The following is a 25763-nucleotide window of genomic DNA, read 5'->3' on the forward strand; positions in this document are numbered from 1 at the left end:
ATGGCACTAAACGCCCGGCTGTGCGAGTCTGGCTCTAAAGACATGCCAAGCCGGTTGACGTCGTTACCAATCGTGTCCGATGTATTGTGCCAAGATAATCACAGGGGTTGAGGATTCGGCCATGACAGCAATACCAGAAAAACCCCCTGCAATTCGCGGCGCGCGTGTTTCACGCTGGGCTGTCGGACTAATCATCGCCGCGATCATATTGGGTGCGCTCGGTTTGACGCTCGCCCGCTATGACATGATTGGTAAAATGCTCGGCTTCTCGGCGTTTATGCTGGGGGGATTGTTGGCGTTGGTCGGCTTGCTGGTCAGCCTCGTTGCTTTGTGGCGCGGCAGGCAGGTTCCGCTTTCGGCCAGGAAGGGTTTGATTGGGGCCATGGCTGTGGCTGCGCTCTATGCTGGTTTTCTGGCAACCCGGCCAATGGCTGCAGGCGACGCGCCGCCGTTGCATGATTTGACCACCGACCTTGCCAATCCGCCGCAATTTGAAACGCTTACGCTGCGGGAAGACAATCTTGTCGGCGTGGACACCGTTGAGAACTGGCGCACGATCCACGCGCAGGCCTATGGCAAACTGCAACCGGTCATCATCGGACAGCCTGTTGCTGATGTTACGGCAAAGGCAGAACAGCTTGCCCGCGAAGCTGGCTGGACGATTGTGAAAAGCGATCCGGCGCGGGGCCATCTGGAGGCGACAGCAAGCGTTTCCTTCATCCGCTTTCAGGATGACGTTGTGCTGCGTATCACGCCTGAAGCAGGCGGCCTTAAATCAAAAGTCGACATGCGTTCGGTCAGCCGCGTCGGCGTGGGCGATCTGGGCGTCAACGCCCGCCGCATTCAGGACTTTTTGCAGGCTTTGGCCAAGGCCTGATCCAGCACGTCACACAACTTTGGCAAACGCCGCTACGCCGACGAGCGATTTTTCCACGGGAGTAGATGGCGACATCGTCGGCAGTGCCAGCTTGTGCTGGCCCCCGCAAAAAATGGCCTCCATCGTGTGAACGCACAAGTCCACACTATCACTGGCTAGACTATACCACACCTGCTTGGCCTCTTTGCGGGTGCTGACAAGATCGGCCCGGCGCAATTCGGCAAGCTGCTGGCTAAGCGCAGGTTGCGTGATTTCGGTAATCTCGCCGATTTCTGCCACCGTCCGTTCGCCGCGCAGCAGGCAACTCAAGATCATCAAGCGCTGCGGCTGGGCATAAACGCGCAGCTTTTCGGCAACTTCGGCTGCCAGTTCACGGCTTTCGAAGATCGCGCTCATGGCAGGGTGCGGCAGAACCAGTCTGCTCCTTCTGCCACATCTTCGCTACCGCCGGGCGGCGGCGCGAGCAGCGGTGCTCCGGGTTGCCAACCTTCTGGCGCAAAACCTTTGCCATCGTCCACGGCCTGAAGTGCCATGATAAGCCGCAGCATTTCATCTGCCGAACGCCCGACGTTGGGCGGATAGCACGTGACCGCGCGAACGATGCCCAACGGATCAATGAAGTAGGCTGATCGCATCGCCATCGCATCCGTGCTGGCTGTATCAATCATGCCATAAGCATGGCCTATGACCATGCTGGGATCTTCGATGATCGGGAAATCAATCGACACGCCAAACTGCTGCTCGATCGCGCGGACCCAAGCCAGATGCGCATAGAGGCTATCAACCGAAAGGCCGAGCAAAGCGCAGTCCGCTGCGGCAAATTCAGCCTTAAGTCTGGCAAGGCCAATGAATTCCGTCGTGCAGACCGGTGTAAAATCAGCCGGATGGGCAAAGAAAATCAGCCACCGTCCGCGATAGGATGAAAGCTTGAATTCGCCCTTGGTCGTGCGGGCGATGAAATCTGGCGCGAGATCGCCGATCCGGATCATCCGCGATGTGATGGCATTGGGGGCTTCGGTCATAGTTCCTTCCGTGTCGGCGCCACTCGCCATGCTTAAAAGAGGTGTTTGACACAACTCTATTATTTGATTACACAGTTTATGTAAATATGATTTCGATGGAGATTTTTATGACCGACTCACCATCCGACATCGCTCTTGCCAGAGCCAATGCGCAGGTTGCGGCCGCGCATATGGGCGTGCCGGTTATCAAGGCATTCTTTGATCAGGCGACTTTCACGGTCACTTACGTTGTCCACGATTCCGAAAGCAGACGCGCCGCTATTATCGACAGCGTCCTGGACTTTGATCCAGCTTCGGGTCGCACCTCCTTCTCTTCGGCAGATGCCGTTATTGCCTATGTCGAAGAGAAGGAGCTTGCCGTTGACTGGCTGCTTGAAACCCACGCCCATGCCGATCACTTGTCAGCGGCGCCCTATTTGCAGCGAAAGCTGGGCGGCAAAATTGCCATCGGGGAACACATCGTCACGGTCCAGAATGTCTTTGGCAAACTGTTCAATGCGGGCACCGATTTCCAGCGCGATGGTTCGGATTTTGACCAGTTGTGGAAAGACGGCGATCAGTTCGCCATTGGTGGCCTGAGCGTTACGGTCTTGCACGTTCCCGGCCACACGCCTGCCTGCATCGCTTATGTCATTGGTGACGCGGTGTTCGTCGGTGATACCATGTTTATGCCTGATTACGGCACGGCGCGCGCAGACTTTCCCGGCGGCAATGCCCGGGTCCTGTATCAATCGGCACGGCGCATCTTGTCGCTGCCGCCCGAAACGCGGCTGTTCATGTGCCACGATTACCTGCCTGCAGGGCGCACGGAATATGTTTGGGAAACCACTGTAGAAGCTGAACGGAAAGCCAACATCCACATTCATGATGGCCAGACCGAAGACGCCTTTGTCGCCATGCGCGAAGCGCGCGATGCAAAGCTTGATATGCCGCGCCTGATCCTGCCTTCGGTGCAGGTCAACATGCGCGCAGGCCATCTGCCTCCTGCCGAGGAGAACGGCGTCACGTACCTCAAGATTCCGGTGAACGCCGTATGATCGCAGCCTATCCAAACGCCATGCCGTTGCAGGGCCTTGCAGGCGGTCTCCTGATTGGGCTGGCGGCGGCGGTTATGCTGCTCGGCCTCGGGCGGATCGCCGGGGTCAGCGGCCTTGCTGCGCGCGCTACCGGTATCACAGGGGCAGGGGCCCCGCGCGGAGTTGCCATAGCATTCGTGCTGGGGCTTCCACTGGGCGCGCTCATCATCGCGCTTATGACCGGCGGCATAGAAGCCCGGTTTCCGCCTTCAATCTGGCCGCTTGTCATCGGCGGATTGCTCGTCGGCTTCGGGACGCGGCTCGGTTCGGGCTGCACAAGTGGCCACGGCGTTTGCGGTTTATCGCGGCTGTCGCCCCGATCCATGCTGGCAACGGCTCTTTTCATGGCAAGCGGTTTTGCCACCGTCGGATTGCTACGGGCAGGGGGGCTTTTGTAATGCAGATTTTGGTCGCTCTTGTATCCGGCCTGTTGTTCGGCGCTGGTCTTGGATGGTCGGGCATGGCTGATCCCGTGCGCGTGCAAGCTTTCCTGGATGTGTTCGGCAATTGGGACCCGACGCTGGCTTTTGTCATGGGTGGCGCCATCATCCCGATGGCGATCGCATGGATCATCAAGCGCAAGCTTTCCACACCCCTTGCTGCCCCCAGCTTCGAACTGCCCGGCACGACAAACCTTGACCGCCCGTTGGCGATTGGCGCGGTCCTTTTCGGCATGGGTTGGGGCATTGCTGGCCTTTGCCCCGGTCCTGCGCTGGCCGATCTGGCCATTGCACCGCTGGCGGTTCTGCCATTCGTGCTTGCGATGTTTGCAGGCATGCTGGTGCAGCGCGCCTTTCCTTTGAATTAATCCTGAGAGGACATCTGGTTATGACCAAGAACATGGGTTCAATCGACCGCATACTCCGCTTGCTGGTCGTCCTCGCAATTGCCGCAGCTTATCTGCTCGGCCATTTATCAGGCACGGTTGCTGTTGCGCTCGGCGTGGTAGCCGCAGTGTTTTTCCTGACCAGCCTGATGGGGACATGCCCCGCTTATCTGCCCTTCGGGATTTCCACGCGCAACAAGCCTTAAATCGCAGAAAACCGGCCTCGACAGGACACCCAAGATGACATTCAAATCGATCGCGCCGGGTTTCTTCGTCTCGGGCCAGCTCACTTCAAATGATCTGCAACAGGCTGCAGCGCAGGGCTTCAAGTCCATCATCTGCAATCGTCCCGATGATGAGGATGCCGATCAACCGCCAGCCAGCGTTATGCGCCAACAAGTGGAGGCACTCGGGCTCGAATTCGCGCACATCCCGATTACTCCGGGCGTTGTGACCGAAGCAGATGTGGCGGCAATGACAAAAGCCCTTGCGCAATTGCCGTCACCCATCCTTGCGTTCTGTCGCACAGGTGCGCGTTCCGCCAAGCTTTGGGAAATGGCGCAGGCCTCTGCATCCACTTCTGCAACAAAAGTCTTTGATATCGTCATCGTCGGGGGCGGAAGTGCAGGGATAGCCACGGCTGCAAGCCTGCTCAAGCGCAGGTCTGATCTGGCAATTGCAGTAATTGAACCGAGCGAGGTGCATTACTATCAGCCAGGCTGGACTATGGTTGGTGCGGGCATTTTTTCGCCTGAATTCACCCGCCGGACTGAAAAGTCGGTCATGCCGCGCGGGGTGGAATGGATCAAAAAATCAGCGTCGGGCTTTGCGCCGGATGAAAACCGGGTGCTGCTCGCAGATGGCAGTTCCGTCAGCTACCGCGTGTTGATTGCTTGCCCCGGAATCAAGCTTGATTGGGATGCCATTCCGGGCCTCAGCGAAACGCTTGGCCAGAACGGCGTTACGTCCAATTATCGCTATGATCTTGCCCCTTACACCAACCGCTTGGTAAAGGATCTGAAGAGTGGCCGCGCGCTGTTTACCCAGCCGCCGATGCCGATAAAATGTGCAGGCGCGCCGCAGAAATCGATGTATCTGTCGTGCAGCAAGTGGGAAAAATCGGGCGTCCTCAATGCAATCGACGTTCAGTTCCACACTGCCGGGGCCGTGCTTTTCGGTGTGGCGGCCTATGTGCCTGCACTGATGGAATATATTGAACGGTACGATGCGCACCTGAATTTTGAATCAAAGCTGGTCGCGATTGACGGGCCTGCACGCATTGCAACGTTCGAACAAAAGCGCGGCGATACCGTCACCCGCGTCGAAGAGCGGTTCGACATGATCCATGTTGTGCCGCCGCAGGTTGCACCCGATTTTGTTCGCAACAGCCCGCTTGCAGCTGCCAGTGGTTTTATCGAAGTCAGCGAAGCGACGCTCCAGCATGTGCGCTATGCCAACGTGTTTGCACTGGGTGATGCTTGCTCGGCTTCAAACGCCAAGACGATGGCGGCTGCCCGCAAGCAGGCACCGGTTGTGGCCGTCAATGCACTTGCCGCGCTGGAAGGCAAGCCACCCGTTGCCGATTACGATGGCTATGGCAGTTGCCCGCTGACAGTGGAAAGCGGCAAGATTGTCTTGGCCGAATTCGGTTACGGCGGGAAGCTGCTGCCCAGTTTCCCCAATTGGCTGATCGATGGCACCCGCCCATCGCGCTTGTCATGGCTGCTCAAAGACACGATCCTGCCCCCCGTTTACTGGCACGGAATGCTCAAAGGGCGCGAATGGATGGTCCAGCCGCACAAGATTGGTGCCTGAGATGAAAGCCCTTTCGCGTTATTTGCCGATCTTCGAATGGGGTCGCACGTATAACACCACGGTCCTGACCAATGATCTGGTCGCTGCCATGATCGTCACGATCATGCTCATCCCGCAAAGCCTGGCCTATGCCATGCTGGCCGGATTGCCACCAGAGATCGGGCTTTACGCCTCGATCCTGCCGATCATGGCCTATGCCCTGTTCGGCACGAGCCGCACACTGGCGGTTGGCCCGGTTGCGGTTATTTCGCTGATGACGCTGACTGCTGCCAGCAGCATTGCCCCGCCGGGAAGCCCGCAATTCATTGCCGCCGCGTTGATTCTGGCGCTGCTGTCCGGCCTGATGCTGATCGCCATGGGCGTATTGCGGCTCGGCTTTTTGGCCAACCTGCTATCCCATCCTGTCGTATCGGGCTTCATCACTGCCAGCGGCATCATCATCGCCACCAGCCAGCTTAAATCCTTGCTGGGTGTTCCGGCAAAGGGTGAGGCGCTGCCCGAATTGGTCAGCACGCTGATTGCCAACATCGGCGCCACCAACATCCCAACGCTTATTATCGGCGTGACCGCCACGGCTTTCCTGTTTTGGGTGCGCAAGGGTTTAAAGCCGTTGCTCGTGCGTCTTGGCTTGAAAGCGCGACTGGCTGATCTTGTTGCAAAAGCGGGGCCAATCGCTGCTGTCGCTGCGTCAACCATTGCCGTCATCGCGTTCGATCTTGAGGCGCAAGGCGTAAAGGTGGTCGGCAAGATTCCGCAAAGCTTGCCGCCCTTTACCGTGCCGCTGTTCGATGCAGAATTGTGGCAGCGTCTGGCAGTGCCCGCCTTGCTGCTTTCAATCATCGGCTTTGTTGAAAGCGTCTCCGTCGCGCAGACTTTGGCCGCCAAAAAACGCCAGCGCGTGGTTCCCAATCAGGAACTGATCGGCCTTGGCGCGGCTAATGTGGCGGCCAGCTTTACTGGCGGTTATCCCGTAACCGGCGGCTTTGCCCGTTCTGTCGTCAATTTTGATGCCGGCGCAGAAACCCCAGCAGCCGGAGCCTTTACCGCCGTTGGTATTCTGATCGCGGCGCTCTTCCTCACACCGTTGCTGGCTTCCTTGCCTATCGCGACATTGGCCGCCACCATCATCGTGGCCGTGCTCAGTCTGGTTGATTTCCAAACGCCGCAGGAAGTCTGGCGCTATTCCAAGGCTGATTTTGCAGCGATGCTGGCAACTATTGCCGTCACCTTGCTGATCGGCGTTGAACCCGGCGTCATTGCAGGTGTTGCACTCAGCCTTGCCCTGTTCTTGTGGCGCTCCTCCCGGCCCCATGCCGCGATTGTCGGGCGCGTTCCGGAAACCGAACACTTCCGCAACGTAAAACGGCACAAGGTCTTTACCGACCCGCGCATCCTGACCATCCGGATCGATGAAAGCCTGACCTACCTCAACGCCCGCTGGCTTGAGGAATTCGTGCTGGAGGAAGTGGCAGCGCAGCCCAGCCTCAAGCATCTCATCCTCATGTGTTCAGCGGTCAACGCCATTGATGCATCTGCGCTGGAAAGCATCGAGGCTATCAATCACCGCCTGTCGGACGGGGGCATCATGCTCCATCTGTCCGAAGTCAAAGGCCCGGTGATGGACGCTCTCGAACGCTCACACCTGCTCCATGATTTGACGGGCCGTGTCTACCTTTCCCAGAACGCTGCATTCGATGCAGTAATTGCAATTGCTGATCGCGATGAAGAGGCGCAGGCCCCCGCTGACTTGTGGCTGGCCCGAGGGCTGATCTGACGCTGATATTCACTACGACGACGTTCAAAATTCAAGAGCAGCAGCGGTTTCACGCTGCCAGATGAGGCTGAACATGATTGAACAAGAATGGGCTATCGTGCTGGCTCGGGCGCAATTTGCCTTCACCGTCAGTTTCCATTTCCTGTTTCCCGCTTTTACCATCGGGCTGGCCAGCTTTCTGGCTGTACTCGAAGGGCTCTGGCTGAAAACCGATGAAGGCGTTTATGCCAATCTTTACCGCTACTGGCTGAAAATTTTTGCGGTCGTGTTCGCCATGGGTGTCGTCTCGGGCATCGTCATGTCCTATCAGTTCGGCACCAATTGGTCCGTATTTTCCGACAAGGCCGGCCCCATCATCGGGCCGTTGATGGCCTACGAAGTGCTGACCGCGTTCTTTCTTGAAGCGGGTTTTCTGGGCGTGATGCTGTTCGGCATGAACAAGGTCGGGCGAAAGCTGCATTTCGTGGCAACGCTTGCCGTTGCGGTCGGCACGTTCATTTCGGCGTTCTGGATCCTGTCGGTCAACAGCTGGATGCAAACCCCGGTCGGCTATGAAATCGCCGCCAATGGCCAGTTTGTGCCGGGCGAAAGCTGGATGACCATCATCTTCAACCCCAGCTTTCCCTACCGTCTGGTTCACACCCTGCTGGCTGCCTATCTGACAACTGCCTTCATCGTCGGTGCTGTCGGCGGCTGGCACTTGCTGCGTGACCGCACCAATCCGGGCGCGCGCAAGATGTTTTCGATGGCGATGTGGATGGCGACTATCGTGGCACCGCTGCAAATCCTTGCTGGCGATTTCCACGGGCTCAACACGCTTGAACACCAGCCTGCAAAAGTCATGGCAATGGAAGGCCATTACCAAAGCCATCCCGAAGGCGCGCCGCTCATCCTGTTCGGCATTCCCAACAGCGCGCAGGGCCGCGTTGATTATGCCATCGAAATTCCCAAGGCATCATCGCTGATCCTCAAGCATGATCTGAATGCGCCGATGACGGGGTTGGATACGATCTCCAAGGCCGATCAACCCCCGGTCGGTATCGTGTTCTGGGCGTTCCGGATCATGGTCGGCATCGGCTTTGCCATGTTGGGGATTGGCCTTTGGAGTTTGCTTGCCCGCGCGCGCAAGCGGCTGTTTGATTGGTCGTGGCTGCACAGGTTTGCGGTAGTCATGGGACCATCGGGACTGATCGCGGTGCTGGCCGGTTGGGCCGTGACCGAAGTGGGCCGCCAACCTTTCACGGTCTACGGCGTTCTGCGCACGGTCGACAGTGCCTCACCCCTGGATGCGCCTGCGGTTGCGGCGTCCTTCCTGGCGTTCATCGTGGTCTATTTCAGCGTCTTCGGCATGGGCATCTGGTATCTGCTGCGTCTGATGAAAAAACCGCCCGAAGCGCATGAACCGCCACTCAGCGATGCGCCTATCCGCACCGCCGGATTGACGCCTGCGCCAGCCGTTCTTGAAGGAGACCCGGCATGATCGATCTCACCGTGATATGGGCCGCCATCATCGGCTTTGCCATTGTCGCCTATGTGGTGATGGACGGGTTTGATCTGGGCATCGGCATCCTGTTTCCCTTGTTCAAAGTGGGCAAGGACCGCGATACCGCCATGAACAGCATTGCCCCTGTTTGGGATGGCAACGAGACGTGGCTGGTCATGGGCGTGGGTGGATTGCTGGCAGCATTCCCGCTTGCCTATGCAATCATCCTGCCCGCGCTGTATGCGCCGATGATTGCCATGTTGCTGGGACTGGTCTTTCGGGGCGTGGCATTTGAATTCCGCTGGCGTGATCCTGTGCATCGCGCCTTCTGGGACAAGGCATTCACTGCCGGATCGGTTATCGCCACTTTTGCTCAGGGCATCGCTTTGGGCGCATTGTTGCAGGGCATCACCGTCAAAGGCCGCAGTTATGCCGGGGGCTGGTGGGAATGGCTATCGCCGTTCAGCATCCTGACCGGGTTCGGCTTGCTGGTGGGCTATGCGCTGCTTGGCGCATGCTGGCTCAACTGGAAAACCGAAGACGGATTGCAGCGTCAGGCCGTGACATATGCAGGCCGCCTCGGCATTGCCCTGTTGCTTATGATTGGCGCCATCAGCCTTGCCACGCTGACGCTTGAGGCGCAATTTGCACAGCGCTGGCTGACGTTCCCCGGCGTTCTGGCCACCGCGCAAGTGCCACTGGCCACCATGCTCGTCACGTTCCTGTTTTACCGCAGCCTGCGCCTCAAGAAGGATGCGCAGCCGTTCTTCTGGGCGCTGGCCCTGTTCGGGCTGTGCCTTATCGGGCTTGGCGTTTCGATCTGGCCGGACGTCATCCCGGCGCGGGTCACAATTTGGGAGGCCGCCGCCCCCCATCGTAGTCAGGTCTTCATGCTGGTTGGTGCATCCATCATGGTGCCCATCATCCTTGCCTACACCGCCTGGTCCTACTGGGTGTTTCGCGGCAAGGTTGGCCACGACGGGTATCACTGATGGCTGGATCGGCAAAAAAGCTGGCGTGGTTCGTGGCCATATGGGCGATGAGTGTGGTCACGATTGTGATCGTCGGGTACGCTATCCGCCTGGTTATCGCGCCATGACACCTTATGAATCCTTGGGCGGTGAAGCGTTCGTTCGTTCGCTTTGTGCGCGGGTCTACGTGTTGATGGATACGCTGCCTGAAGCTGCGGCATGCCGTGCGGTGCATCCGCCATCGCTGGTGCGGGCCGAAGAAAAGTTGTTCGAATACCTTACAGGATGGCTCGGCGGCCCACCGCTCTATACCGACAAATATGGACATCCCCGGTTGCGCCAGCGCCATTTCGTGGCTCCAATTGGCAAGGCCGAAGTGGAGGGCTGGCTTGCGTGTTTCCATCAGGCATGGTCCGAGCTGGCCCCGGCATTGCCCTTGGCCGAGGATATCCTTGCCAAGATCGATGGACTTGGCTGGCACATGCCGAACCGCGCTCCAGCGTAACCCTGATGATTTTTGCCGATCATGATCGTTGATCAAACAATAGTACTGAGCATGCGCATCCGTGCGTTGTCATTTCGATCCAGCATGGGGGCAATCATCCGCCTGCGCCGGCAGCGGGTTGAACGTGGATGATATGCAGCCAAGCCCCGGCCCATCGCGCTCGGGTGAGCTACCCCGCGCAATTTCCACAGTCATAGCCTAAAGCCGTAGCAGCAAGGCCCGCAACAAGGACATGGCGCGCGCTTGGAACAGCCGCTTTTCCTTGTCATCTATCATACCGAATGGAATTAATTTCTGTCTGCACAGATGATTCCGTATCGCGAAAGGACCTTGCAGGACACAGATTGGGCGGGCTATTTGGCGGACTGAGGAAAGCCGCATGAAACCGTTGATCCAAGCCCGTATCGATGCCAGCACATGAGGCTCAGTACCTTGCGTGACGCGTTTGTTTTCGCTCTGTTTGCTCTGGTAGCGCCTGTGCCCGTCGCAGTAGCGCGCGAAACAGCATTTCCTGCCATGTCAGAAGAAGTGTTGGCACCCAAGACCCTGCCAAAGTCCTACGATGTGACCGTCATCGTCTTTTCCGACTATGGCTGCCCTTATTGCAAGAAATTGCACGGCACACTGGCGCAACTCCTGGCGCGAGATCCGAAGGTGCGCATTGTCTGGCGCGATTGGCCAATTTTTGGCGGAGCTTCGCTGTTGGCAGCGCAGGCGGCGATCGCCAGCCAGTGGCAGGGCAAACATGCCGCTTTCAACGCGGCTCTCTTCGCACAGCCCGGAAGAATTACCGAAGCTTCCGTACAGGCTGCCGCAAAGGTCGCCAAAGTAGACTGGACGCGGCTACAATCGGACATGAAGACGCGCATGAAAGAGATTAATACCGTGATCGCGCGCAGCAATGCCGGGGCACAGGCTTTGAAATTTGAAGGCACGCCGGGCTTGCTGATCGGCAATGCGCGGTTCGGCGGAGCGGCCTCTCTCATCCAACTCATGGAAGCGGTGGCGTAAGCCCGAAAAGACGGGGTGGGTTGATGTGAGCGGCGTGATGACTGAAGCGCAGGTCCGCGCGAAAAAACTGCCGATCACCCCTAGGCAGCTTTGCCTCCGGTATAGCAAATTGTTGCTCAGCGCCTGACCCTTATTACCGTGTTGCGTCACAGGTTGTGCTGTGTTTAATTATCTTAAGCGTCGTTGCGAACGCGTTGTAAGTTTTTCGGAAAAGGGGATGCAAATGAAGCTGAAATTTCAATATCTTGCGCTGACCGCCGCGACCATGCTTCTCGCCTCGTGCGGTGGTGGCGGTAGCGAAGAAAAGGCAGCAGCGGATTCGGCGGCAAAGCCTGCGGAAACGACCGCAGCCGCGGCGGCCCCTGCCGCTGCTGGCGCTGCAAGCGCCGCTGCACCCACCGCGGATTCAACCGACACTCTCGATGGAGCCAAGTTGGCGTCGGTCACGCCTGACGCAGCGCACGGCAAGCAGATCTTCATGCAGTGCAAGACATGTCATGCTGTTGAAGCTGGCAAGAACATGATCGGGCCATCACTGGCGGGCATCATCGGTCGCGCTGCTGGGACTGTTACAGGCTTCAACTACTCCGCCGCCAACAAGAACAGCGGCATTACGTGGAGCGAAGAAAAGCTGTTCCAGTATCTGGAAAAGCCAATGCGCGTTGTTCCAGGCACCAAGATGGCGTTCGCAGGCCTGCCAAAAGCGCAAGACCGTGCGGACGTGATCGCCTATCTCAAGGCACCAAACTGATTAGCACATATGCAGCGTAATGCTGTAAATATTGCTCAAATCAAAGGGCGCGGACCTTGCGGTTCGCGCCCTCTCATTTTGTTAGGCTTGATTGCCTGATCAGGCAGCGATGGCGCGCCGGGCCAATTCGCATTGTGACCAGATGTCGCTCAGTGCTTCGATCAAACGATCAATATCGCCATCACTGTGCACGGGTGAGGGGGTAATGCGCAACCGTTCGGTTCCGCGCGGCACGGTGGGATAATTGATCGGCTGAACATAAATGCCGTGATTGTCCATCAACCAGTCGCTGATGCGCTTGGCCTTATGCGGATCACCAACCATTACCGGGATGATGTGGCTGGGGTTTGGCATGTGCGGAATACCCATCGCATCAAGACGGCGGCGCACCACGGCCACGCGGTCCCGTTGGCGGGCGCGCTCCATCTGGCTTTCCTTAAGGTGCCGGATGCTGGCTGCGGCTCCTGCAGCAAGGGCAGGGGGGATGGCCGTGGTGAAGATGAAGCCGCTGGAAAATGTGCGGATGAAATCGCACAGCGCAGAAGATGCGGCGATATAGCCACCCATCACGCCGAACGCCTTGCCCAGTGTGCCTTCGATCACCGTAATCCGGTCCATCAGACCTTCTTGTTCGGCAACGCCGCCGCCGCGCGGACCATAAAGGCCCACGCCGTGTACTTCATCAATGTAACTCATCGCACCATGGGCTTCGCATACGTCAAGGATATCCTTGATCGGCGCGATGTCCCCATCCATCGAATAGACGCTTTCAAACGCCACCAGCTTTGGCACTTCGGGGCCATAGGCTGACAGCAGTTCGTCAAGGTGCTTTGGATCGTTGTGGCGCCACACTTTGCAGGTGGCGCGCGAATGGCGAATGCCTTCGATCATCGATGCGTGGTTCAGCGCATCGGAAAATACGACGCAGCCTGGAATCTGCGCGGCCAATGTGCCAAGGCCTGCCCAGTTTGAAACATAGCCGCTGGTGAACAGCAGTGCCGATTCCTTGCCGTGCAGATCGGCAAGTTCGCGTTCAAGCAGCACGTGATGGTGATTATTGCCCGAGATATTGCGCGTGCCACCTGCGCCAGCGCCGCATTCATCCAGAACCTTGTGCATCGCATCCAACACTTTGCGGTGCTGGCCCATGCCAAGATAATCATTGGAACACCAGACTGTTACGTCTTGTGTCTTATCGCCCACATAACGGGTGGCGTGCGGATAGGACCCGCAGTGACGTTCAATCTCGGTAAAAACCCGGTAACGCCCCTCTTCGCGGACCGCATCCAGTTCACCCTTGAAATAGGCTTCAAAATCCATAGCCGTCCGTCCTCTTGCTTATCCTTATAGGGTCAATTCGCCGTCCGGCGCGTTGGCAGGGCCCAGCCCCACAGCGCGCCATCCCGAAACGGCAGTGCGAGAAACAAATGCTCAAGTGCACCCAGCGCCGTCAGCGTGAACAGCAGGCTGGCACCCGCCGCTTCAGCACTTCCGGAAGGCGCATTCAGTGCCACGTTACCCAGCCAAACCGCCGTGGCGACAATGGCCGCAATCGATGCTGCCAGCATCCAAGTATAACGGCGCGGGCCGAAATAGCTTTGCAGATATGCCAGATGGGGTGGCAGGATCTCTGTGCTCATATTGGGCACGCCAAAGAAGATATTGATTTTGGTGCTCAACCGCATGACCAACATAAGGCCAAACACCATCGCGCCGGCCTGGTTGGTGGCAGACCAACTGGTTAAAATCAGCCCCACAGCCGTGCTGGCCAATGCAACCTCATGCCAGATCAGCGCAGATGTGGCGTGGAAAAACCGCTTCCAGCCGCGCGCATCCGGCGGGCAGGGGGTGCGGCGGGGGCCGGTAATCGCGCCCGTCAGAAAGCTGATCTCATGCCAAGACCAAATCAGGATAGCCCCTGCAAATGCCGCATAAATCCCGGCAATTGTTTCAAGGTGCATTGAAAAGAGGATCAAGGCCAGTCCGCCAACTGCGGCAACCCCTGCCAGCGCAATGCTGCGTGCAAAGGTGCCGCGGTCACGGTTATCGATCCACGCAACAAAGCCCGTCGCGAAAAACCAGATCGCGATGGTTGCCACTATGGGCAGAATATGGCCACTCCAACTTACCACGCTGGCTGCAACCGGATCGTTGCGGGCAGTGCATTGCTGTGTGTGCGTTGAAGGTACATTTTTGCAAAGCTCAACCCGGCGCCCGCCATGCCCGATGCGCGCATGGCCAATCCGACGAGGCCGCCGCGTGCCTTTCCGGCTTCGATGCGGCGGCTGGCTGCAAGCAGGTTGTCCATGTTGCGGCGGAAGGCAGGGGCATCGGTATCGAGTTCCACCGGGAAGACCTGGCGGCTGATCTGTGTGCAGATTGTGAACACGCGGTAATCATAAGCGGTCGGATCAAGTCCGAGCGCTTCATGGAACACCGGGCGGGCGTGATCGCGCACATACATCGTGGCGTAGACTGAAAGCAGGAAGAAACGTACCCACAGCTTGTTCATGCCTTTGAGCAGCTTTGGATCGGCGCGCAGCAGCATGGCAAAGGCCTCACCATGGCGAAACTCGTCGTTGCACCACTGTTCAAACCAGTTGAAAATGGGGTGGAACCGCATTTCAGGCTTGGCTGCAAGCTGGCGGAAGATCGCGATGTAGCGTGCATAGCCAATCTTTTCAGACAGATACACGGCATAGAAAATGAACTTGGGCTTGAAGTAGTGATACTTCTTGGCCTTGGTCAGAAAGCCAAGGTCAATGCCGATGCCTGAATCCTTCAGCGTTTCATTGATGAAGCCTGCATGGCGGCTTTCGTCGCGTGCCAGCAACTTGAACAATTGCTTCATGTCCGGGTTCCTGGTGCGGCGGGCGATTTCGGCATAAAGCACGCAGCCTGAAAATTCCGACGTCAGTGAGCTGACGAGAAAATCGGTAAATTCAGCACGCAGGGCCGGTTCAAGGCTTTCGATCGCGCCGTCAAAGCTGACGTCCTTCTTGAAGTGGTGCTTGTTGGGATCGCTGACCATTTCAGCCATCAAGGCGTCCCATTCCGCACGGACGGGGGACACGTCAATCGCGTCAAGCGCTGCAAAATCGGTGGTGTAAAAGCGGGGGCTGAGCACGGTTTCGTGCGTCGCCATAGCCATCGTGTCTGGCTTGGCAAATGCTTGGCGCGCAGCAAAAGCGTCGGGTGCGGCTTTGATCGCAGTATGGGCGTTCATTTCAGGCTCCCAGGATTGAAACTGACTTCGTAAAGTTCGGACAGATCGAAATAAGCGGCCAGGCGTGTCCAACCGCGCATCAGCGGACCGGCACGCACGACAGTAGCCACTCGATCAAACACCACACTTTGCCCGAATGTGATGCGAATGGGATCACCATGAACGCGAACCCGGTCGCCGGGATAAATGGCGATATCGTTGGCCAATTCGACGTGCGCGTGGAAGTTTTCCTCGCTCTGCTCGATGGAAATGCGGCAGGGCACATCAAAGGCGCGGGCTTGCTTCATGCGCGGGCGCTCTTCAAAAAGCGGGCAAAGGCCTTGCGGTTTTCAGGGCCGAATGACCCCAGTTCTATTGACCGTCCGGTGGCCGTATCGACAAGCGACAACGAGCCATTGTCCCAGCGCGTCAGGGAAAACGGGGCTTCGGCTCCAAGGCCGCTCATCCGGCGTTCGCGCGCAAGGCCGCGCATGACGCCGCGAATAAATCCGCCACCGTCGTTTTCGCCAAGCAAGACTGCCAGTGTTTCCTTGGTATCGGCATCAATGACGGCAACTGCGCCGTCTTCACGATCAGCGAACGACAGGTTCCTGGTTTCGACTGCTGCAACGCCTGCTTGCGCGCGTACAATTGAAGGCACTGCTTCACGCGGAAAAACTCCAAACGAGACGGCAGCAGTCAGCATCAGCGTGATGGAAACCAGCCCTCCGGCCAGCAGTAAAACTTGCCGGGAGACTGTCGATTCGTGATCGTGGACGAGGCTCATGCCGTAGCTCCTTGTAAGGCGTTAGCCATCGCAGGTGCAGTCTGGTTGCGGCCTTGCGCAGGCTTTGCCTTAGCAGGTTGGAGATTTGCGGCATTTACAGCAATCTCAACCGGGGCAATGGCTGCACATGCACGGGCCAGAATGTCTGCCGCGCGAGCCGCATCAGGCAAAGCCCGCAGCATCGGTTGCGGCTTTGCGAGTTGCATGGGCCGGGCATGTGGCCACAGGACAGCATAACCAAGGCGATGTTTGCCCAGCAACGTCAGGGCAATATCACCATGGCCCGCCGGTTGGGGCCGCAGGTTTGCCGATGCGATCTGTCCCAGCGGCAGGTTGATGCACTTGTTCAAGGCGATGCCGATGCGCGCAACCACGCGGCGGTTGGTGATGGTATAGACCGTGGTCCGCCCCACCAGCACCGCAAACAGCGCCAGCAGTGCATGGACGATTACGCCAGCGATGACGCTGGTGACCGCGCCGAACATGCTGCCGCTGGCAATGCCAACGAGCGCCAAGATGGCGAAATAACCGGCAACATAACGGGTATAGAGTGCACTGCGGGCAAAGGTGCGCCAATCGGGCGAACCCTGCCACAGGATCTCTTCGCCAGCCGGAAGATCACCGGGAAGGCCCCGGATCGGCTCATGATCATATTCGGTCATATCAGCGGCTCCAACCGGTCGGCGTTGGCATAGAGATAGCCGGTGCCGAAGTAGGCAACGATGCGCTCTTCTTCATAGCGCGTGATCTCGCCGGCAGCGGCAGGAACCGGTGCGCCGGCAAAATCGGCAGCGTTTACAGCGTTCAGGATGACACGGTCACGGCGGACAATCGCCATTGCCATTGGCGCCAGAACAGTGGTGGTGCCGGTGTCGATGGTAAGATAGCGGATGACGCTTTCCGCGCGATCGACCCACAGATCAGTTACGACACCTGCCTTGGCATCATCAGCGCCATATACCGGAAGGCCACGCGGATCAGTGCTGAGTGGCGCAACATTCATGCCTGCCAGATCACCGATCGGAATGATGCGCGGATTGCCATGCGCATCAAGGTCGGCAAACTTGGCGCGGTTGGCATAAGAGCCAGGACCGACGCCAGCAGCAAAGACATCGCCTTCTGGCGTATAAGGTGCACCACCAAAGTTTTCGCGACGCTTGGCCGCGATGTTCACCGGCTCACGGTCCCATGTCGGGAACGATACTTTGCCCTTGCCGAACGGCAGGATGAATGTTTTCGCTTCGGCCGTGCTGATAGGTCCGCCTTCGGAATCCGGACTTCCGGTAATGGAATCTTCCAAAGGATAGCCTTCTCGCCGGTCTTCACGTCGCAACCACACGACGAGCAGAAGGAAGAAGAGTGCAAAGGTGCCAAGGGCAACCTCGGCTGCATCAATCGTGCCTACAATATTACCATTAGTCATCGTAGTATCCTTCCCGTCGTCTCATGTGGGAAATTCTGTCAGGCCGAAGCCTGCGTCGGCTGTCCGCTTTGTCAGCGTGCTTTGACCGACAAGCGGACCAAGCACGACAAGCGTGGCAAGCAGCAGACAAATTTCGATTGCGTAGATTGTGCCGTAACCTGTGGCACGGTGGGCCAGTGTGTGACCCAGCCCATCGGACACGGCCAAGCTGGAAATCAGATCGCGCAAGATGCCACCCATAGCGATCGCAACGCCAGCGCAAGTGGTTTGTACCGCACCCCAAGCACCAAGCGCGAGGCCGGCAGTATCATTGCGGGCAAGCGCCATTGCGGCTGTCAGAGTGCCGACCGAGAACATCCCGGCGCCTGCACCAATGCCCAGTGAACCAAGTGCCAACGTTACAGGGCTATCGAGCGGGGCAGCAAAGATTACCAGCAGGAACGCCGTGATTCCTACGACCACGCCGTACCCCGCAATCCGCAAGCTGTCTGTGCCACTGTCCAGCCAGCGCCCGGAAAAGGCAAAGCTCGCCATTGCACCCAGCGCCCAGACCCCGGTCAAACCTGTGGTGGCACCAACCGAAAGCCCGAGGATTTCGCCGCCATAGGGTTCGAGCAGGGCATCCTGCATGGCAAACGCCGTAGAGCCGAGGCCGACCGCGCACAACAGGCGCAGCGTGATCGGTTCAGCCATGAATTGCGCCCAGACCTTCGCAAATGGCAGACGTGGTGTGAGCGCTGATGCAACTGCCGGACTGCGCGCCTCCTGCTTCCACAAGGCAACCAGATTCAGCACAAATGTGAGGACTGCGGCAGACTGGATCACTTGTACCAGACGCGTTGGCGTGAAATCTGCCAGAATGCTGCCGATGATCAGCGATGCTACCATCATCCCCACCAGCAGGGCGAGATAAAGCAACGCCACGGCGCGCGGGCGGCGGTCTTCGGGGACCAGATCCTGCGTCAGAGCAAGGCCCGCGGTCTGCGTGACATGCATGCCGGTGCCCGCCAGCAAAAAGGCCACGCTGCTGGCGACAACGCCCAATACAAACAATTCCGGCCGCGCCATCAGCAAGAGCGCGAACGGCATGATGGCCAGTCCGCCAAACTGCATCAATGTGCCGAACCAGATATAAGGCACGCGCTTCCAGCCAAGTACCGAACGATGGACGTCCGACCGATGGCCGATCATGGCGCGGAACGGTGCCACCAGAAGCGGGATGGCAATCATCAGCGCCACCAGCCAGGCCGGGATGCCCAGTTCGACGATCATGACGCGATTGAGTGTGCCGTTGAGCAGCACCATGACCATGCCGACGCTGACCTGAAACAGTGACAAGCGCAGGAGGCGTGACAGCGGGATTTGCGCGCTGGCCGCGTCTGCAAACGGCAGCCAGGTGAGTGCCACCCGGCTCCATTTCACAGCAAGGGCTTCGCGCTGTTGCATCACAGTTTTACCAATTCCATGGCGTGTGACTTGTAGAAACCGCTGGAAATCCGGCCGCTACGGCCAATTTTCCATCCCTTCAGGCGGGACAGGCGCTGGCGCAGATCGTCTTCGGCCACCGGCACGATGGCGGGTGAACGGTTCGACCGGGGGAACACTTTGCCCACTGTATGCATCGCACCGAGCAGAGGTGTGAACGGTGCAAACGTGAACAGGATCGATCCGTGGCACTGTCTGGCAAGGCCGGTCAGCGTATCAACCATGTCTGCGGCGGTGTAGTGGATCAATGAATCCATGGCGACGACATGATCGAATGTGCCCAGCGCAGGATCGAGCATATCGCCGACGTGCCAATCAATCCGGCCATGGCCCAGATAGGATGGTGCACGTTCGCGAGCGATTTCCACAAGGCCGCCGGCCACATCGATTGCAGTAACCACGGCACCCCGGCAAGCGGCTTCGACGCTGAGCGATCCGGTGCCGCACCCTGCATCAAGCAGATTGGTGCGGCGCAAATCAGCAGGCAACCACCCGAGCAATTGCGCGCGCATTGCATCACGTCCTGCACGCACTGTCGCGCGGATGCCGCTGACTTTGGTGTCAGACGTCAGATCGATCCATGCTTTGCGCGCCGTTCCATCAAAATAGGCAGCGAGCTTTTCGCGCTGCATATCATAACGGGTTGCCGATTGACGGGAGGGTGCCTGCGTAGCCATCATTCAAACCCCAGAAAATCAAAGATATCGCGATCTTTCATTGCCATCGCTTCGAGCGGATCGACGCCATCCCAAAGCAATTGGGCAAGGCGCAGATATTCAAGCTGGGCACCGATCACTTCGGGTGAATCGTCCATTTCAAACAGCGTGCACTTCTTCAGGCGGCTGCGACGGATCGCATCCAGATCTTTGAAGTGGGCCAGACGCTTCATGCCGATGGCATCGCTGAAGCGGTCGATTTCATCTGTTGCAGCAGAGCGGTTGGCGATGACGCCTGCCAGGCGCACATTGTAATTCTTGGCCTTGGCACCGATGGCGGCAACAATGCGGTTCATCGCAAAGATGGAATCGAAATCATTGGCGGCAACGACAAGGGCCCGTTCGGCATGCTGGAGAGGGGCCGCAAAGCCGCCACACACCACATCGCCCAGAACGTCAAAGATCACCACGTCGGTGTCTTCAAGCAAATGGTGCTGCTTCAGAAGCTTGACAGTTTGCCCGACGACGTAGCCGCCACAACCGGTTCCGGCAGGAGGCCCGCCAGCTTCAACGCACATTACGCCGTTGTAGCCTTTGACCACGTAATCTTCTGGCCGCAGTTCCTCGGCGTGAAATTCCACGCTTTCCAGAACGTCGATAACCGTAGGGATCAGCGACTTGGTCAGGGTGAAGGTGGAGTCATGCTTGGGATCGCAGCCGATTTGCAGCACGCGATGGCCGAGCTTGGAAAATGCAGCTGAAAGGTTCGACGAAGTGGTCGATTTGCCGATTCCGCCTTTGCCGTAGACGGCAAAAACCTTGGCGCCCTTGATCTGGTCCTGCGGGTCCATTTCCACCTGCACGGATCCTTCGCCGTCTGGCGGGCTGAAGCGTGCGCGGGGGTCTAAAAGGTTCATGTCATTCTCCTCATTCGCCCGCAAACACGCCCTCAAGGCGGTCCTCGAGTTCATCGTTGGCGATGCGCAGGGCTTCGAGAGTTTCTTCGTTCGGTTCCCAAAGCTTGCGCTCACATGCTTCCAGCAAGCGACTGGCGACACGGGCGGAGCTTTTGGGGTTAAGTTTTGAAAGGCGCTCGCGCATTTGCGGATCGAGCACGAATGTTTCGCTGATTTGCTGATAGACCCACGGTGCAACCTGGCCTGTTGTGGCAGACCAGCCGACAGTGTTCGTCACATGCATCTCGATGTGGCGCACACCTTCGAAGCCGTGCTGCAACATGCCTTCGAACCATTTGGGGTTCAGTGTGCGGGTGCGGGTTTCCAGATCAATCTGTTCCCCCAGAGTGCGCACTTTTGTGCTGCCCTGGGTTGCGTCAACAATATAGACCGGAGCCGTTACGCCGCCTTTGGCCCGCGTGATGGAACGGCTAACGCCTCCAAGGCCATCAACATATTGATCAAGATCGGTGATCCCGACTTCAACGCTTTCAAGGTTCTGGAAAACGAAATCGACACCGCGCATTGCGCTTTGCATCAGGGCGCGCTGCTGAACTGCAGCGCCTTTGACGCCGTATGCAAAGCCTTTGCGCGATTCAAACGCGTTGGCCAGTTCATCGGGGTCGCTCCATACGCCACTGTCGATCAACTGGTTGACGTTGGCGCCATAGGCCCCTTCCGCGTTGGAAAACACGCGCAGTGCGGCGGTCTCCATATCGCAGCCATGTTCGGCCTGATGGGCCAGACTGCGCTTGCGGACAAAGTTCATGTCCAAAGGTTCATCAGCGGTGGCAGCAAGCAGGGCCGCTTCGGCCAGCATCCGGGTTTGCAGCGGCAGCAGATCGCGGAAAATGCCCGAAAGTGTCACCAGCACGTCAATGCGGGGGCGGCCAAGTTCAGCCAATGGTATCAGTTCAGCGCCGGACAACCGGCCATAGCTGTCAATGCGGGGGCGGGCACCCATCAGGGTCAGAGCCTGGGCAATCTGCGCGCCCTCGCTCTTCATGTTGTCGGTGCCCCACAATACCATCGCAAGGCTTTCGGGATAGGGATCACCTGAAGCCAGATGCCGCGCGATAAGCCGTTCGGCCTGTTCGCGGCCCTGTTCGCAAGCAAACTTGCTGGGCATGCGGAACGGGTCAAACCCGTGGATATTGCGGCCGGTGGGCAGGATTTCAGGGTTGACCAGAATATCGCCGCCCGGAGCAGGTTTCAGATAGCCACCATCCAGCACATGAATGACGGCGCCCAGTTCATCGCATGAATCAAGGGCTGCGTTGATCTTGGCGCGATCCGCCGTGGGGTCGGATTCTACAATCGCATCAAGCAGTTCTGCACGTTCGGCACCATGCGAGTGCTGGCCCAGAATGTGCAGGCCGTGCGGGATCAGCGTCCGTTCCAGCTCGTAGAGGCTACCGCTCAGGCTTGAGATATCATCGGCTGCAATATCAAGCCGCGCGCACTCATCACGGATCATCAATTCAAGCGCGGTGCGCTCTTCGCCATCGGGGGCTGCGCGCCAGCGCTCCACGCTGACTTTAAGATCGGCAAAGCCCTTGTACAATCCGGCCCTTGCCAACGATGGCGTGAGGTAGCTGACGAGGGTTGCGCCCGAGCGGCGCTTGGCCAGAATGCCTTCGGACGGGTTATTCGATGCATAAAGATAGAAGTTGGGAAGATCGCCCAGCAAGCGTTCGGGCCAGCAATCGCCGGTCATGCCGGTCTGTTTGCCGGGCATGAATTCAAGCGCGCCGTGCGTGCCGAAATGCAGCACCGCGTGCGCGCCAAAGTCCTGCCGGATGTAGCGATAGAAGGCGGCGAATGCGTGTGTCGGGGTAAAGTTACCCTCAAACAGCAGGCGCATCGGATCACCTTCATAGCCAAAGGTTGGCTGCACGCCGACAAACACGTTGCCGAACTTCGCGCCAAAGACCTGGATATGCGAGCCGTCCGACTGGACCTTGCCGGGGGCGGGGCCCCATTGAGCTTCAATTTCGGCCAGATGCGGTTCACGGCGAACATGATCATCAGCGCTGATCCGCGCAGCAACATTGGCATCGGCGCCGTATTGTTTGGCATTTCCGTGCAGGATAGCTTCGCGCAAAGCCTCCACACTGGCGGGCAGGGCTACATTATACCCCTCATCGCTCAACCGTACGAGTGTGGCGAACAGCGATTCAAAGACGGCGAGGTGTGCAGCAGTGCCGGTGGCACCTGCGTTTGGAGGGAAATTGAAGATGGCAATCGCCAGCTTGCGCTCGGCACGCTCGGCCCGGCGCAGGGCTATCAGTTTGGAAACTTTGGCGGCCAGCGCTTCAGCGCGTTCGGGGCACGAACGCATTTCGCTGATCTGGCCATGCGCTTCAAATTCGCAGGCGCGTACGCAGCCGGTACAGATTGTACCGCCGGTATCGGCCCGCCCACCAAAGACCGAAGGCAGGATGGCTCCGTCCAGTTCAGGCAGCGCGACCATCATTGTGGCTTCAAGCGGCAAGAGGCCAAGGCGGCGTTCGCGCCATTCCACCAGCGTCTGGAACTCTACTGCATGCGCCGCGATATAGGGCACATCCAGCTTTGCCAGAGCCGCAATGGCACCTTCTGAATCATTGTAGGCAGGTCCGCCAACCAGCGAAAATCCGGTGCAGTTGACGATCGCGTCAACAGTGGTCACGCCGTCCTTGGTGAAGAACTGGTCAATCGCCGGGCGTGCATCAAGTCCGCTGGCAAAGGCAGGAATAACGCGAAGGCCAGTGGCTTCCATGGCGGCAATCAAGCCATCGTAATGGCCTGAATCATTGCCGAGCAAATATGAGCGCAACAAGAGCAGGCCGACTGTTCCGTTCGTGCCCTTTTTGGTGGGCAGCAGGCGGATGCTTTCCGACATGCGCTGTTCTGTGCGTGGGTGATAAACGCCGACTTCCGGATATTCGCGCGGCTTGGCAGCGGTGGTCATGCCGCGCCGCGTAAGGCGGTCGCCTGCTGCATAGCGGTCAATCAACGCGCGGGTCATCGCCACGACATTTTCCTCAGACCCTGCCAGCCAATACTGGAGCGTGAGAAAATAGGCGCGGACGTCTTGTGCAGTACCCGGAATGAAGCGCAGAATTTTGGGCAGGCGGCGCAACATGCGCATCTGGCCGGCACCGGAATTGCCGCCGGGCTTGCTTGATCCGCGCAGCTTTTTCAGCATGGCCAGCGGCCCCTTGGCGGGCGCGTCCATGCGATAATTGCCCATACGCGTCAGGCGCACGACTTCACCGGCTGACATCAGGCACACCATCGCATCGCAGTTTTCGCGGCGCTCTTCGAGTGTGGGCAGGATGGCGCGGATATGGTCGTCCAGGAACAGCATCGTCGCGATCACGATGTCGGCTTGCGAAATGGCATTCTTCGCTTCGCCCAGCGCATGGGCATTGCGGTCCCAGTCCGTCGCAGCATGGATGCTGATCGAAATGTTGGCGGCGGCCAGCTGTTCGTCCGCTCGTTCAACCGCACCTTTAAGGTGATTGTCGAGCGTTACGATTGCAACGCGCACGCGGGGGGCTGAACTAGCGGGCATAATGAGCCTTTGCATCATAGAGTGTCGCCAAATCGATTTCTGCCCGGCCGGATGCCGAGGCAAAATTTTCAGTATTGCGACGGGCCTTGCCGCGAACGAAGAAGGGGATCTTCTTCAATTCACGTTCGGCCTCAGTGGTCCATGCGGCAGTCCCTTGGGCAGGCTGAATGGTTGAAGGGGTGTCGAGATCTTGCGCGGCTACAAGCGCAGTGTCTTCAACAGGTTGGGCCGCGTCAGCGGTCTTGGGCAGCGTGCGATGCAAGTGCGATGCACCGGCATCATCGGAAAATTCGAAGTCATCGCGGAACATCGTGAGCAGATGTTCCTCAAGGCCCATCACCAGCGGATGAACCCAGCTATCGAAAATGACATTCGCGCCTTCAAAGCCCATTTGCGGGCTGTGGCGCGCGGGGAAATCCTGCACGTGGACAGGCGATGAAATGACGGCGCAGGGAAGGCCAAGCCGCTTGGCAATATGGCGTTCCATCTGTGTGCCCAGCACCAATTCTGGCGTAGCAGCGGCAATGGCGTCTTCAACAGCCAGATGATCGTCAGTGATCAGGGCTTCAACGCCATATCGTGCAGCAGCGGCACGCACATCACGGGCAAATTCGCGGTTGTAGCAACCAAGGCCGCAAACTTCGAAACCCAACTCCTCGCTGGCAATGCGCGCAGCGGCCACGGCATGGGTGCCATCGCCAAAGATAAAAACGCGCTTGCCGGTCAGATAGGTTGAATCGACCGAGCGGCTCCACCACGGCATGCGCGATGCATTGTCGGCAAGGGCCGGGGCTGGATCAACGCCGGCAAGCGTTGCGACTGCGGCAATAAATTCACGCGTGGCGCTGACGCCAATTGGTACGATGCGCACAGCGGGCTGGTTCAGCGTACGCTCAAGCCAGCGCGAAGCTTCGTCGCCAATCTCGGGGTACATCACGATGTTGAAATCAGCCGCACCCAGCCGGATGATGTCCGCTGGCGATGCACCCAAAGGCGCCACACAGTTCACCGCAATGCCCAACGCATCAAGGATCTTGCGCACTTCTACCAGGTCATCGCGATGGCGGAAGCCAAGCGCGGTTGGACCCAGAATATTCACCAGCGGCTGGCGGCCTTCGCGCGGGGCGGGGCGCAGGTCTTTATCAACCAGCTTGCGCACGATTTGATAGAAGGTTTCTGCCGCGCCCCAGTTTTCCTTGCGCTGATAGCTTGGCAATTCCAGCGGGATCACGGGGCAGGGCAAATCCATGGCTTCGGCAAGGCCAGCCGGATCATCCTGAATAAGTTCAGCGGTGCATGACGCGCCAACCATCAAGGCTTGCGGCTTGAAGCGGTCTACGGCTTCGCGCACGGCATCCTGAAACAACGTCGCGGTATCTTTGCCCAGATCGCGGGCCTGGAAGGTGGTATATGTAACCGGCGGGCGCTTGGCACGCCGTTCGATCATCGTGAACAGCAGATCGGCATATGTGTCACCCTGCGGCGCGTGGAGTACATAATGCATGCCCTCCATCGCGGTTGCCACACGCATCGCACCAACGTGGGGCGGGCCTTCATATGTCCAGACTGCCAGTTGCATTG

General features: G+C 58.5%; 27 protein-coding genes. 13 read left to right on the forward strand and 14 right to left on the reverse strand.

All coding sequences use genetic code 11. From position 1 onward, the window contains the following. Positions 1-121: 121 nt before the first annotated feature. Positions 122-877 carry a DUF1499 domain-containing protein gene (locus tag B7Y89_RS03630; protein ID WP_292935828.1) on the forward strand — a complete coding sequence of 252 codons (756 nt, stop codon included), beginning with the start codon at positions 122-124 and terminating at the stop codon, positions 875-877. A gap of 9 nt (positions 878-886) precedes the next feature. Here the strand turns inward: B7Y89_RS03630 and B7Y89_RS03635 are convergent, their stop codons facing one another. Together B7Y89_RS03635 and B7Y89_RS03640 are read right to left on the reverse strand one after the other, a co-directional pair. Continuing rightward, the gene (locus B7Y89_RS03635; RefSeq protein ID WP_292935830.1) at positions 887-1273 is read right to left on the reverse strand and encodes a metalloregulator ArsR/SmtB family transcription factor; all 387 of its coding nucleotides are present in this window, start codon (positions 1271-1273) and stop codon (positions 887-889) included. Beyond that, complete coding sequence (locus B7Y89_RS03640) at positions 1270-1899, reverse strand: peroxiredoxin (RefSeq protein WP_292935832.1); 630 nt, start codon at positions 1897-1899, stop codon at positions 1270-1272. Before B7Y89_RS03640 ends, B7Y89_RS03635 begins: the two co-directional genes overlap by 4 nt. Before the next feature lie 107 nt (positions 1900-2006). Here B7Y89_RS03640 and B7Y89_RS03645 point away from each other — a divergent pair, with 107 nt between their 5' ends. From B7Y89_RS03645 to B7Y89_RS03700, 12 genes are all read left to right on the forward strand, one after another. Continuing rightward, positions 2007-2936: an MBL fold metallo-hydrolase gene (locus B7Y89_RS03645; RefSeq protein WP_292935834.1), complete on the forward strand. Its 930-nt coding sequence runs from the start codon at positions 2007-2009 to the stop codon at positions 2934-2936. Next, positions 2933-3373 carry a YeeE/YedE thiosulfate transporter family protein gene (locus B7Y89_RS03650; RefSeq protein ID WP_292935836.1) on the forward strand — a complete coding sequence of 147 codons (441 nt, stop codon included), beginning with the start codon at positions 2933-2935 and terminating at the stop codon, positions 3371-3373. Before B7Y89_RS03645 ends, B7Y89_RS03650 begins: the two co-directional genes overlap by 4 nt. Continuing rightward, complete coding sequence (locus B7Y89_RS03655; RefSeq protein WP_292935838.1) at positions 3373-3783, forward strand: DUF6691 family protein; 411 nt, start codon at positions 3373-3375, stop codon at positions 3781-3783. Before B7Y89_RS03650 ends, B7Y89_RS03655 begins: the two co-directional genes overlap by 1 nt. Positions 3784-3803: 20 nt before the next feature. Beyond that, positions 3804-4007 (forward strand): DUF2892 domain-containing protein, encoded by a 204-nt coding sequence (locus B7Y89_RS03660; protein ID WP_292935840.1) that lies wholly within the window; start codon positions 3804-3806, stop codon positions 4005-4007. A 34-nt stretch (positions 4008-4041) separates the two neighbouring features. Next, entirely contained in the window at positions 4042-5616 is a 1575-nt protein-coding gene (locus B7Y89_RS03665; RefSeq protein ID WP_292935842.1) for a bifunctional protein tyrosine phosphatase family protein/NAD(P)/FAD-dependent oxidoreductase, read from the forward strand. Between the two features lies 1 nt (position 5617). After that, positions 5618-7390, forward strand: coding sequence for a sulfate permease (gene sulP, locus B7Y89_RS03670; RefSeq protein ID WP_292935844.1), 1773 nt, complete (start codon positions 5618-5620; stop codon positions 7388-7390). A 73-nt stretch (positions 7391-7463) separates the two neighbouring features. Next, positions 7464-8870, forward strand: a complete 1407-nt coding sequence (locus tag B7Y89_RS03675; RefSeq protein ID WP_292935846.1) for a cytochrome ubiquinol oxidase subunit I — start codon at positions 7464-7466, stop codon at positions 8868-8870. Next, the gene (gene cydB, locus B7Y89_RS03680; protein WP_292935847.1) at positions 8867-9865 is read left to right on the forward strand and encodes a cytochrome d ubiquinol oxidase subunit II; all 999 of its coding nucleotides are present in this window, start codon (positions 8867-8869) and stop codon (positions 9863-9865) included. The genes B7Y89_RS03675 and cydB overlap by 4 nt, the downstream gene beginning before the upstream one ends. Further along, positions 9865-9972: a DUF2474 family protein gene (locus B7Y89_RS03685; protein WP_292935849.1), complete on the forward strand. Its 108-nt coding sequence runs from the start codon at positions 9865-9867 to the stop codon at positions 9970-9972. Before cydB ends, B7Y89_RS03685 begins: the two co-directional genes overlap by 1 nt. Continuing rightward, the gene (locus B7Y89_RS03690) at positions 9969-10349 is read left to right on the forward strand and encodes a group II truncated hemoglobin (RefSeq protein ID WP_292935850.1); all 381 of its coding nucleotides are present in this window, start codon (positions 9969-9971) and stop codon (positions 10347-10349) included. Before B7Y89_RS03685 ends, B7Y89_RS03690 begins: the two co-directional genes overlap by 4 nt. A gap of 564 nt (positions 10350-10913) precedes the next feature. Further along, complete coding sequence (locus B7Y89_RS03695) at positions 10914-11360, forward strand: DsbA family protein (protein WP_292935852.1); 447 nt, start codon at positions 10914-10916, stop codon at positions 11358-11360. Positions 11361-11583: 223 nt separating this feature from the next. Next, positions 11584-12111, forward strand: coding sequence for a cytochrome c family protein (locus B7Y89_RS03700; protein ID WP_292935853.1), 528 nt, complete (start codon positions 11584-11586; stop codon positions 12109-12111). Between the two features lie 99 nt (positions 12112-12210). Here the strand turns inward: B7Y89_RS03700 and hemA are convergent, their stop codons facing one another. From hemA to bchB, 12 genes are read right to left on the reverse strand one after another with little or no spacing between them, the layout of a single operon-like run. Then, the gene (gene hemA, locus B7Y89_RS03705; RefSeq protein WP_292935855.1) at positions 12211-13431 is read right to left on the reverse strand and encodes a 5-aminolevulinate synthase; all 1221 of its coding nucleotides are present in this window, start codon (positions 13429-13431) and stop codon (positions 12211-12213) included. 32 nt (positions 13432-13463) lie between these two features. Further along, positions 13464-14243 carry a putative photosynthetic complex assembly protein PuhE gene (gene puhE, locus B7Y89_RS03710; protein ID WP_292935857.1) on the reverse strand — a complete coding sequence of 260 codons (780 nt, stop codon included), beginning with the start codon at positions 14241-14243 and terminating at the stop codon, positions 13464-13466. After that, the gene (gene acsF / locus B7Y89_RS03715; RefSeq protein ID WP_292935859.1) at positions 14237-15337 is read right to left on the reverse strand and encodes a magnesium-protoporphyrin IX monomethyl ester (oxidative) cyclase; all 1101 of its coding nucleotides are present in this window, start codon (positions 15335-15337) and stop codon (positions 14237-14239) included. Before acsF ends, puhE begins: the two co-directional genes overlap by 7 nt. Further along, on the reverse strand, positions 15334-15624 hold the full coding sequence (locus tag B7Y89_RS03720; RefSeq protein WP_292935861.1) for a hypothetical protein: 291 nt from the start codon (positions 15622-15624) through the stop codon (positions 15334-15336). Before B7Y89_RS03720 ends, acsF begins: the two co-directional genes overlap by 4 nt. After that, on the reverse strand, positions 15621-16103 hold the full coding sequence (gene puhC, locus B7Y89_RS03725) for a photosynthetic complex assembly protein PuhC (RefSeq protein ID WP_292935863.1): 483 nt from the start codon (positions 16101-16103) through the stop codon (positions 15621-15623). The genes B7Y89_RS03720 and puhC overlap by 4 nt, the downstream gene beginning before the upstream one ends. Continuing rightward, on the reverse strand, positions 16100-16765 hold the full coding sequence (gene puhB, locus B7Y89_RS03730) for a photosynthetic complex putative assembly protein PuhB (protein WP_292935865.1): 666 nt from the start codon (positions 16763-16765) through the stop codon (positions 16100-16102). Before puhB ends, puhC begins: the two co-directional genes overlap by 4 nt. Beyond that, positions 16762-17526: a photosynthetic reaction center subunit H gene (puhA, locus tag B7Y89_RS03735; protein ID WP_292935867.1), complete on the reverse strand. Its 765-nt coding sequence runs from the start codon at positions 17524-17526 to the stop codon at positions 16762-16764. The genes puhB and puhA overlap by 4 nt, the downstream gene beginning before the upstream one ends. 21 nt (positions 17527-17547) lie before the next feature. Beyond that, positions 17548-18972 (reverse strand): BCD family MFS transporter, encoded by a 1425-nt coding sequence (locus B7Y89_RS03740; protein ID WP_292935869.1) that lies wholly within the window; start codon positions 18970-18972, stop codon positions 17548-17550. Next, on the reverse strand, positions 18972-19688 hold the full coding sequence (bchM, locus tag B7Y89_RS03745) for a magnesium protoporphyrin IX methyltransferase (RefSeq protein ID WP_292935963.1): 717 nt from the start codon (positions 19686-19688) through the stop codon (positions 18972-18974). Before bchM ends, B7Y89_RS03740 begins: the two co-directional genes overlap by 1 nt. Then, positions 19688-20584, reverse strand: coding sequence for a ferredoxin:protochlorophyllide reductase (ATP-dependent) iron-sulfur ATP-binding protein (bchL, locus tag B7Y89_RS03750; RefSeq protein ID WP_292935871.1), 897 nt, complete (start codon positions 20582-20584; stop codon positions 19688-19690). The genes bchM and bchL overlap by 1 nt, the downstream gene beginning before the upstream one ends. Before the next feature lie 10 nt (positions 20585-20594). Then, positions 20595-24182: a magnesium chelatase subunit H gene (locus B7Y89_RS03755; RefSeq protein ID WP_292935873.1), complete on the reverse strand. Its 3588-nt coding sequence runs from the start codon at positions 24180-24182 to the stop codon at positions 20595-20597. After that, the gene (gene bchB, locus B7Y89_RS03760) at positions 24172-25761 is read right to left on the reverse strand and encodes a ferredoxin:protochlorophyllide reductase (ATP-dependent) subunit B (RefSeq protein WP_292935875.1); all 1590 of its coding nucleotides are present in this window, start codon (positions 25759-25761) and stop codon (positions 24172-24174) included. The genes B7Y89_RS03755 and bchB overlap by 11 nt, the downstream gene beginning before the upstream one ends. Positions 25762-25763: the final 2 nt, after the last annotated feature.

It is taken from the genome of Novosphingobium sp. 32-60-15 (assembly GCF_002280675.1).
Taxonomy (GTDB): Bacteria; Pseudomonadota; Alphaproteobacteria; order Sphingomonadales; family Sphingomonadaceae; genus Novosphingobium.